Source organism: Pantoea sp. MQR6 (genome assembly GCF_022761075.1).
Lineage (GTDB): Bacteria > Pseudomonadota > Gammaproteobacteria > Enterobacterales > Enterobacteriaceae > Pantoea > Pantoea phytostimulans.
Genome location: NZ_JAKYXB010000002.1, coordinates 492380 through 502641 on the forward strand (window position 1 = coordinate 492380; position 10262 = coordinate 502641).

8 protein-coding genes are annotated in these 10262 nt (G+C 53.7%); 2 read left to right on the top strand and 6 right to left on the bottom strand.

Going from position 1 to position 10262, the window contains the following annotated elements; translation table 11 throughout:
• Window positions 1-6 precede the first annotated feature (6 nt).
• Both MUG06_RS12360 and MUG06_RS12365 read right to left on the bottom strand, forming a co-directional pair.
• Window positions 7-1791 carry a GMC family oxidoreductase gene (locus MUG06_RS12360; RefSeq protein WP_215847865.1) on the bottom strand — a complete coding sequence of 595 codons (1785 nt, stop codon included), beginning with the start codon at window positions 1789-1791 and terminating at the stop codon, window positions 7-9.
• Window positions 1792-1793: 2 nt separating this feature from the next.
• Window positions 1794-2531 carry a gluconate 2-dehydrogenase subunit 3 family protein gene (locus MUG06_RS12365; RefSeq protein WP_243078772.1) on the bottom strand — a complete coding sequence of 246 codons (738 nt, stop codon included), beginning with the start codon at window positions 2529-2531 and terminating at the stop codon, window positions 1794-1796.
• Window positions 2532-2806: 275 nt separating this feature from the next.
• Here MUG06_RS12365 and sbmA point away from each other — a divergent pair, with 275 nt between their 5' ends.
• Window positions 2807-4048, top strand: a complete 1242-nt coding sequence (sbmA, locus tag MUG06_RS12370) for a peptide antibiotic transporter SbmA (protein ID WP_243078773.1) — start codon at window positions 2807-2809, stop codon at window positions 4046-4048.
• Between the two features lie 441 nt (window positions 4049-4489).
• Here sbmA and MUG06_RS12375 read toward each other — a convergent pair whose 3' ends face one another.
• From MUG06_RS12375 to MUG06_RS12385, 3 genes are all read right to left on the bottom strand, one after another.
• Window positions 4490-5542: a YncE family protein gene (locus MUG06_RS12375; protein ID WP_243078774.1), complete on the bottom strand. Its 1053-nt coding sequence runs from the start codon at window positions 5540-5542 to the stop codon at window positions 4490-4492.
• Between the two features lie 333 nt (window positions 5543-5875).
• Window positions 5876-6085 carry a DUF1471 domain-containing protein gene (locus MUG06_RS12380; protein WP_215847867.1) on the bottom strand — a complete coding sequence of 70 codons (210 nt, stop codon included), beginning with the start codon at window positions 6083-6085 and terminating at the stop codon, window positions 5876-5878.
• 215 nt (window positions 6086-6300) lie between these two features.
• On the bottom strand, window positions 6301-7488 hold the full coding sequence (locus tag MUG06_RS12385; protein ID WP_215847868.1) for an MFS transporter: 1188 nt from the start codon (window positions 7486-7488) through the stop codon (window positions 6301-6303).
• 105 nt (window positions 7489-7593) lie between these two features.
• Here MUG06_RS12385 and MUG06_RS12390 point away from each other — a divergent pair, with 105 nt between their 5' ends.
• Window positions 7594-8559 carry an AraC family transcriptional regulator gene (locus MUG06_RS12390; RefSeq protein WP_215847869.1) on the top strand — a complete coding sequence of 322 codons (966 nt, stop codon included), beginning with the start codon at window positions 7594-7596 and terminating at the stop codon, window positions 8557-8559.
• Here MUG06_RS12390 and MUG06_RS12395 read toward each other — a convergent pair.
• On the bottom strand, window positions 8556-10100 hold the full coding sequence (locus MUG06_RS12395) for a PAS domain-containing methyl-accepting chemotaxis protein (RefSeq protein WP_215847870.1): 1545 nt from the start codon (window positions 10098-10100) through the stop codon (window positions 8556-8558). The genes MUG06_RS12390 and MUG06_RS12395 overlap by 4 nt on opposite strands.
• Between the last annotated feature and the right edge of the window lie 162 nt (window positions 10101-10262).

Consider the following 10262-nt stretch of genomic DNA (forward strand, 5'->3'; position numbering starts at 1 on the left):
TGTTCCTTATGCCTGCACCAGTGGACCTGGATTTTTCAGGTACTGCTCGCGGATGGCTTTCGCGGACCAATACGTTAGCGCCGCCACCATGCCTGTTGGGTTGTAACCCAGCCCTTGCGGGAAGGCTGACGCGCCAGGTACAAACACATTCGGCACATCCCAGCTTTGCAGATAGCGGTTAACCGCGCTGGTGTTGGGATCTTCACCCATGATCGCCCCGCCATTCATGTGCGTGGTTTGATAAACGGTGGAATCGAAATGGCTGTCAGCGGTTTTCGCGGCGCCCATGATCAGTTTAGGGTTCATCGCTTCCGCAATTTTGTGCATTTTGCTGACCATGAACTGCGCCATCTTGATGTCGTTTTCCTGCCAGTCAAAGGTCATGCGCAGCAGCGGCTGGCCGTGGGCATCTTTGTAGTTAGGATCGAGATCAAGGTAATTGGCACGATAAGATTGGTGCGCGCCGTGGGCATCCATCGATACGTGATGGGTGTAAGTGTCCGCGACGGCGGCTTTCCACTTACTGCCCCAGTTTGGCGTGCCGGTCGGCGTCGGCAGACCCGAAATCGGTTTGGTACCCGCCTGGTTAACCCAGAACGGCGAACCACCGACAAAGCCGTGCGGGCCGTGATCAAAGTTGTCGGCATTAAAGTCATCCACACCTACGCCTGCGCCACCCGCACCAATAAACGGATTGGTGGTGGTGTTTTTGTCGAACAGCGCTTTAAGCGTGGAGATGTTTTGGTACGCGAAGTTGCGACCAACGGTGCCTTCATTGGTAATCGGGTTATAGGGCTTGCCAATGCCCGACAGCAGCATCAGATGCACGTTGTGGAACTGGAACGCAGAAAGAATCACCAAATCCGCCAGCTGCTCAACTTCACGGCCTTGACCATCAACGTACGTCACGCCGGTGGCGCGCTTTTTGTCATCGGTCAGATTAACGCGCAGCACGTAAGCGTTGTTGCGTAATTCAAACTTCGGCTCCTGACGCAGCGCGGGCAGGATGTTGACGTTTGGCGATGCCTTGGAATACATGTAGCACGCATAACCACTGCAGTAGCCGCAGAAATTACACGGGCCCATTTGCGCGCCGTAGGTGTTGGTATAGGGGCCAGAGGTGTTCGCTGAAGGCAAGTCATAAGGATGATAGCCAACCGATTCTGCCGCCTGGGAAAAGAGCTGCGCCGAGTAGGTGCGCTTTTGCGCTGGCAGTGGAAACTTATCTGAGCGATCGGGTGCAAACGGGTTGCCACCGATCTCTTTGCCCACCACTTTACCGTTGATGCTCCACGGCGTACCGGAGGTGCCAAACACTTTCTCAGCCTTGTCAAAAAAGGGTTCCAGCTCGTCGTAGTTCACGCCGAAATCTTGAATCGTCATGCCTTCAGGAATGAAGTTTTTGCCGTAACGCTCTTCGTAATGACTGCGCATACGCAATTCAGTCGGATCAACACGGAAGTGCACGCCAGACCAGTGCAGGCCCGCGCCGCCGGTGCCGGTGCCGGGTAAAAAGGCAGCCAGCTGACGATAAGGCACGGCGGTTTGCGACGCGTTATGGCGAATCGTTACGGTGCTTTTTGACAGATCCTGGAACAGCTTTTTGCGGATGTTGTAGGTCAGTTCATCAATGGATTGCGGATACGATCCATCAGGATACGTATCGCGATGCGGACCGCGCTCCAGCGCCAGCACGGTTAACCCGGCTTCGGTCAGCTCTTTCGCCATGATTGCGCCAGCCCAGCCGAACCCAACAATCACCGCGTCTACTTTTTTATTTTCGTTAGCCATGCTTACGTTCTCTCTCCGCGAATCGACACTGACGGGAACGGATATTGTTCGCCGCGCTCTACCCAATCCATAAAGTCGGCGCGGGCGCCTGGGAAGCCAATCAGCTTCCAGCCCACCATGCCTTGATTGCCGCCGTGGATCGGATCGCTGAAGAAGCCTTCACGGGTGTTTTGAATCAGGAACGCAAAGAAGGTTTTACTTGGCAGTTGTTTGAACTCGGCTTTGCCGCTTTCCATTGCCTGTAACAAGGCGTCTTGCTGGTCGCCAGTCAGCTCAGCGAACACTTTTCCATGCTGCTGTTTGCTATAGTCATCCGCATCGGCGAGGCCCAGCCGATAGATTTGCTGTGGCACCAGCGGCAGCTGATAACCCAGCTCTTTCGGCAAGTCAGGATTGAACGGTCCCTGCATGTACCAGGTTGCACCGGTCGCATAAGGGGTGTTCATCTGACGATCGATAAATTCTGGTACGCCCGCTTCCAGTGCGCCGGGACCCCGATCATCGTTGGGGATCAGGCGCGCGACCGCCGCCTTAATAAAAGCGAACTCTTCGGCAGTAAACCAGTTGGGTTGATAATCACGCGCCTGTTGCGGGCCGGTTGAATTTACTTCTGCAGCCTGCGCTGCCATTGGTGTTGTGAATGCACCCATAGTAGCGCCACCCACCGCCATTGCTGGCGCCAGGGTGATGGTCTTCAGCAAAAAATCCCTGCGTGAATGACCCTTTTTTTGTTCTGACATGACATTGCCTCAGTACCGCATACAATGCGGCATGAAAGAGTAATTGATTGCGTTGTAATGGTTTTTATAAGCGGTTTTAGGGTTACAGCTTCATTGTTACCGGTAACAATTGCCGTTAGTGTAACACCGTTAGCCACAAAGATTGAGGGGATGGAAACAAAATCGCACAAATTCATTAACATCCATCGCCACGCATTCATTGTCTGATACATCACATCACTTACAGAGAGCAGCCAAAAACGTTATAACAGTCTGCACACAACAGCGGAGAACCTATGTTTAAGTCCTTTTTCCCCCGGCCAGCGCTGTTTTTTAGCTCAGCAGCGATTTGGAGCTTGCTGGCTATTTTTGCGTGGTTCGGTTTTGCCGATCGTATACCTGCGTTATGGCCAGCTTTTGATGCCGCAATGAAACAGCCTTTACCGACCACGGCAGCACGCTTTATCGCTGCCAGTCAGCTATGGTTTTATGCCTATTACTGGATCATGGTGACCGTTTTCGCGCTGGCCTGGCGGGTGATTGATAATCATCCCTGGCAGCGTTGGTCAGTGTGGGGTTCAGCCCTGATTATCTTTGTGACCTGGTTTGGCGTGCAGGTTGGCGTGGCGATTAACGCCTGGTATGGGCCTTTCTATGACCTGATCCAGAAAGCGCTGACTAAAGCCGGTTCGGTACAAATCAGTGAATTTTATGGTGAAGTCAGAGCATTTTTAGGCATCGCACTGATTGCCGTAGTGATTGGCGTGATGAACTCATTCTTCATTAGTCATTGGGTGTTCCGCTGGCGTACCGCGATGAACAATTACTACATGCACAACTGGCAACGCCTGCGTCATGTCGAAGGCGCCGCTCAGCGTGTACAAGAAGACACCATGCGCTTTGCCACCACGCTGGAAGATTGGGGCGTGAGCTTTATTCAGGCAATTATGACGCTGGTGGCCTTTTTACCGGTGCTGGTCACGCTGTCACATCACGTTAAAGATGTGCCGTTTCTGGGTAACATTCCCTATGCGCTGGTGATCGCCGCGGTGCTGTGGTCAGTGTTTGGTACCGGGCTGTTAGCATTGGTGGGAATTAAACTGCCGGGGCTGGAGTTCCGCAATCAGCGAGTAGAAGCAGCATATCGTAAAGAGCTGGTTTACGGCGAAGATGATGCTTCACGCGCCTCGCCACCCACCGTGCAGGAGCTGTTCAGCCGGGTACGGACTAACTATTTCCGCCTTTACTTTCACTATCTCTATTTCAACATCACCCGCATTCTTTATTTGCAGGTGGATAACGTCTTTGGCTTGTTCCTGCTGTTTCCGTCGATTGTGGCAGGCACCATTACGCTGGGATTGTTAAACCAGATTACCAACGTATTTGATCAGGTGCGTAGCTCGTTCCAGTATCTGATTACGTCGTGGTCAACGCTGGTGGAGTTGATGTCGATCTACAAACGTCTGCGCAGTTTCGAGCAGATTTTGCAGGACATTCCGCATGAAGAGATGATGCGTGAGGCATCCGAAGAGGTGTAGTTTTGGCTTGGACTGTGCTGGCTGTCGTTTAGTGCGAGGTCGTTTGACCCCCACCTCAGTCCTCTTGAGTGCGAGGTCGTTTGTCCCCCACCTCAGTCCTCCCCCATACATGGGGGAGGAAGATGCTGCAATATGCGAGTAGTAAAGCTGCATGTGGCAGCATCTCCTTCCCCCGCTTCGCGGGGGAAGGCCGGGATGGGGGACAGCGTACTCCGTCTCAATCTTCTTAAGTGCGAGGTCGTTTGCCCCCCACCTCAGTCCTCTTGAGTGCCAGGTCGTTTGTCCCCCACCTCAGTCCTCCCCCATACATGGGGGAGGAAGATGCTGCAATATGCGAGTAGTAAAACTGCATGTGGCAGCGTCTCCTTCCCCCGCTTCGCGGGGGAAGGCCGGGATGGGGGACAGCGCGCAGAGGACAGAGGACGCGCGCAGAGATCAGACTTAAAGCGCTATACGCATCACGCTGTCTGGATTTTTCGGTGGCTCTTTACGCGAACCCGGCTGCTTGACGCTAACAAACAGCGCTTTGCCATCGGCTGACAGCGCCAGGCTGTTCGGCAGACCCGGCGTTTTCACCGTACGCTTCACCTTGTAGCTGCTGGCATCAATGATGCTCACTTCGCCCGCTTTACGGTGTGTTACATACAGCTCATCGCGATCGGCATTGAACAGCACCGCCAGCGATTCCGGCACGTCAATCTTATGAATGACTTTTTGATCGCGTAAATCAACGACCAGCACCTGCGACTGCTTTGAATCGCTGAGGAACGCACGCTGACCCTTTGTATCCAGAGCAATATTCAGGAAGAAATGCTCTTTTTCCGCCTCAATCTTCTGCTTTTTCTCAATGGCATTGGTACGCGTATTGATAGTGACCAACTCGCCGTCGCTATTGGTGACATAGATTTTTTGCGCGTCAGAATCGACGGCTAAACCGGTGCCCATCTTGCCGGTGTTCGTTACGGTGCTGATCAGTTGCAGCGTTTTACCGTCAACGACCCACACCACGCTTTCAGGGCCTAACCCCGTGACGTAGACGCGATCGGTTTTCGCATCAACGGCCACCTGACGCGGCTGCAGTGGACGCACGTTTTCACCACGCTTGCGGCTGTCCAGCACCAGCGTGTTCAGCACTTTACCGCTGCTGGCGTCAACAGAGGTTAACGAGCCATTCACGGTATTGCCGAAGTAAAGAATATTGGTTTGCGGATTAATCGCAGCGCCAAAGGTTTTCAGCTCAGTGTTGATTGATTGCTTCACCGCTAAATCCTGCGGATCAAGACGGAAAACGGTGCCGCCTTTGCCGTCAGCGTTTTGCGCAGTCGCCAGGAATAGTGCGTTATCTTTCTGGCTTACTGCCAGCTCGTAAGCACCTTTACCAATCGGTTGATTCAGATCTTCAGCTTGTGCAGCCAGTAGACCCGAAACAGAAAACAGTGCTGTTGCCAGCAGCAGAGGACGCAGCGCCCACTGCTTAGTCGTTAAAGCTTTCATAACTTCTCCATAGTAAATCCACCGCGAAAAGCAGCGGAAAGAAAGCCCATCATTGCAACCTGATAAATAAAGCAAAAATTCCCGTCATACTTCTCATAGCAGGCACGTTGGCTGCTCTCATTCACGCGAATCACTGACTTCAATATGCTCATCAGGATTTACGGATTTGCCGCCTTCCTACAACGCGAATTATTTAGGGTATAAAAAATGAGAATGGATATTATTTGAGAATAATAATTATTTCGGTGGGAAAGTGACAGGATTATTATTGCCAGGTACTGGCAGAAACGCCGACAGGACGCCCAAAGGCGTCCTGTCGGCGCAAGAGATAACTTATTTAGTCAATTCAGCGGTCATGTGTACGCCGTTATTGAAGTAAGCTTCAGTCACTTTATAGGAAGCACCAGTTTCCTGAGCCTGTGCAGCGATTTTCGCTTCTGCACCATCCAGCGTAGTGCCGGTAGCGGTCACGGTTTGTGCAAAACCAGCAAAAGGCAGGAGTGAAAGAGTCATTACAGCAGCAAAAGTTTTGATGGTATTCATGGTCAATTCCTTGGTCGATTTTTAAGAAGTTAGGCGTTGTTGCCTTGTTGATAGATATATTAGGTGAGAAGTTGATCAAGAAAAAGCGGAGAGATTTGCTGAACTCATTCAAAATAACTGATTATAAAAAGCACAATTAGCGCAGTAAAGACGCAAAAGGTTAATTCACTATGCCAAATAAAAAAGGCAGCATATATCGCTGCCATAGAAGAAAGTTATCCGTGGTGTCTCACGCGAGTAAAGATGGTGATGGCTGCCAGTAACATCAGCGCGCCGCTGGCGAGGAACACACCGCCTGCGCCTTGTAAATCGAACATCCAGCCGCCAGCCGCAGCACCAAAGGTAATTGCCAGCTGAATGGTTGCCACCAGCAAACCGCCGCCCGATTCTGCATCATCCGGTACTGCACGAGAAATCCAGGTTGACCAGCCGGTCGGCATCGATCCAAACGCCATGCCCCACAACGCTACGCCTGCGCCGACCATCCAGCTTACATCGCCAAACGTCACTAACAGAAACGCCGTTGCGCTCATCAACAACGCCATGCCGCTTAAGGTTAACGACACGCTGCGCGTCACCAGATAACCCGCCAGCGAAGTACCGAAAAAGTTCGCGACGCCAAAGGCCAACAGCACCAGCGACAGCTGATTCAGATTCAGTAACGCCACACCTTCAAGGAACGGGCGCAGATAGGTAAAGAAGGCAAAGTGACCGGTGAACATCATGATCACTGCCAGCATTCCCCAGCGCATCACTTTGATTCGCAGCAGATCTAACACGCCGCCGTTGCGCGCTTTGTTCTCTGCAGGCATCGCAGGCAGGGTAAAGAATTGCCACAACAGCGCCACCGCGCCCAACATCGCTGTCAGCAGGAAGATGTTACGCCAGCCAATTAGGCCACCAAGATAGCTGCCTGCCGGCGTGGCGATAATCGTTGCCAGCGAAATCCCGCTGAACACAATCGACAACGCGCGCGGCACCTGATCGCTGGGCACTAGCCGCATAGTAATGGCGGTCGAGAGCGTCCAGAATCCCCCGATCGCCATGCCCAGCAGCACGCGGGCCAGCAGGATCACAGTCAGGTTTTCCGCAAACGCCACCAGCAACGCTGAGGCGATCATTAACAGTGAAAATGTCAGCATCACGACGCGGCGATCAAGGCGGCGCGTGACGCTGGCCGTGATCAAACTGGTAAACAGCGCGACCAGCGCGGTAACTGTCACCGTTTGCCCCGCCTGTCCTTCTGAGACGTTCAAACTCGCTGCCATCGGCGTCAACAAGCTGACCGGTAAAAATTCGGCGGTAATTAAGCTAAAAACGCCAAACGCCATAGCAAATACCGCGCCCCACGCGGGACGGGCGGGTGAGGAAACCTCATCAGCCACTTCTGTGCTCAGACTCATGCTGCTTCTCCAGAGGATAAAAAAAGTAAGTGTGAGCATAGAGGGCAGACAAAAGACGATCTATGATGCGTACACCGTGTTTATTGATAATTCGTCTGGAATCGCATGAGCCACTATGAAGATCTGACCAGTGAACTGCTGATGGGAATGCGCCTGTATGGTGTGAATTACCAGCGTATCGAAGTCTCTGCGCCGTTTGGACTGCGCTTTGATAACGCGCCAGGCCGCGCGCAGTTTCACTTTGTCGGGCGCGGTTCGCTGCTGGTGCGCAGCGCTTCCGGCAACATTTTTCAGCTCAACAGCGGCGATGCTCTCCTGGTGCCGCACGGCAAGCCGCACAGTTTGATCTCCAGCGAAGAAGCGTTATGCGAGTCGATTAACAAGCTGGAAAGCAAGCCGATCTGCGACAGCGTTTGTGCGATTGCCGCGCCCGCCGATGCGTGTAAAGACGAACACAGCGTGATTCTGTTTAGCGCCTGTATGGCGTTTGAATTGGGCGGCATGCAGCCGCTGATCAACACCATGCCAGACGTAATGCTGGTCAGCACCCTATTGTCACAGTACCCTGAAATCAGCCCAATTTTGGCGGCGATGGAGCGAGAATCACGTACTCGACAGGCGGGTTTCGCCGGTATTTTGTCGCGCCTTGCCGATGTGGTCGCCGCCCTGATTGTGCGTGGCTGGGTAGAGAACGGCTGCGGTCAAAGCAGCGGGTTAGTGCAGGCGATGCGCGATCCGCGGTTGAGTCAGGCGATTGCCGCGATGCACCGTGAACCCGGCGAAAACTGGACAGTAGAACGTTTAGCCCGCGAAGCGGGTTGTTCACGTTCGGTGTTTGCGGAGCGCTTTTTGAATGCAACTAACATGACGCCGCTGCGTTATCTGACTGAACTGCGCATGCGGCTGGCGGTACAGCGTATCGTGAATAATGGCGAAGCCGTGGAAGCCGTCGCCTATCATCTTGGCTACGGCTCGCTGGCGGCGTTTAGCCGCGCATTTAAACGCATTGTGGGACAATCGCCCGGCGCACTGCGTGCGGGTCGAGACAGCACGCAGGCGGTGGCTTCTTAGCGGAACACGCTGATCGCTTCGACCAAACGGTTGGCCTGATGCGTCATGCGGCCCGATGCTTCAGCGCTTTCCTGTACGCGAGCAGCGTTCTGATGCGTAATATCATCAAGATCTTCAACCGCCGTGCTGACTTCGCTGAGGGCGATGGATTGTTCGGCGGTTGCCGCACTGATCTGTGCAATCAGCGACGTCACGTTTTGCACCTGCGAGACGATATCCTGCATGGTTCGACCCGCAGCATCCGCATGATCACTCCCCGACTTCACACGGCTGGCGCTGGTTTCCACCAGCGTTTTGATCTCGCTGGCGGCTTTGGCGCTGCGCTGCGCCAGACTGCGGACTTCACCCGCCACCACAGCAAAACCTTTGCCCTGTTCGCCGGCACGCGCCGCTTCTACAGCTGCGTTCAGTGCCAGGATATTGGTCTGGAAGGCGATGCCATCGATCACGCTGGTAATGTTGGCGATACGCTTAGAACTGTCGGCGATCTCCCCCATCATCCCCATCATCTCTTTCATCACTTCACCGCCTTTGATCGCGGCGCCGCTGGTGTTAGCGGAGAGCGAATTCACTTCGCTGGCGGTTTCGGTGTTGCTCTTCACCGTGGCGGTCATTTCGTTCATGGTGGCGGCGGTTTGCTGCACATTGGCCGCAGCCTGTTCAGTACGTCGACTCAGTTCGTTGTTGCTGCGCGCAATCGCATCGCTGGCGCTCAAGACGTTTATCGCCTGGCCGCTAACGTCATCTACCAGCCAGCGGAACATGAGGCCGAGCTGCCCAATAGCGCGCAGCGTCATGCCCACTTCATCAACGCGATCCATCTGTTCAACTTTATGGCTGGATCCGGTTGCCACGCTTAACGCTTGTTTGCACATGCGTTCGATTGGGCGCGAAATTTGTTGTTCCAGCCATGCACTGGCCAGCAATAGCAGCATCGCCATGCCGCCCGCAAAGCAGCTGAGCTGCAGAGATGTCACGCCGAGTAGCCAGACACTGGCGACGGAAAGCGGCAGCAATGCAAATAAGGTGCTGCGGATGCGCCAGCGCAGCGGCAAAGTTTTCAGGATGGAGCTAAAACCACGCCAGCCACTCCGCACGATCAATCCCTTATGAAAACGGCGTCCTTTGGCCTGACCTTCACGAAATTCGCGGTAGAGCTTTTCGGTCTGGCGCACTTCTTCTGTGCTGGGTTTGGTTCGCACAGACATATAGCCTTGCACTTTGCCTTCGCGTACCACAGGAATGGCGTTGGCGCGCACCCAATAGTGGTCACCGTTTTTACGACGGTTTTTTACCAGCGCGGTCCAGGGTTCCCCCTGTTTCAGCGTTGCCCACATATCCGCAAACGCCTCAGACGGCATATCCGGGTGGCGCACCATGTTGTGCGGCTGACCGTCCACTTCTTCTGGCGAGAATCCACTGGCCTCGATAAACGCGTCGTTGGCGTATGTGATGTGGCTATTGAGATCGGTGGTCGACATCAATGTCGCATGATCATCAAACACATACTCACGCTGAGATACGGGTTGGTTATTACGCATGGGAAATTCCTTGAGGCAAGCCAGCCAGGTAAAAAGAAAACGATTACGAATTGTTATCTTTTCGGCAAGTCGCCGCAGACTCTTTAGCGTTTCTGATTAATTTTCCCCATGAAAAAAGCCGCTTTGAGGCGGCTTTCACATTTTTTAGGCGTTTGAATCGAT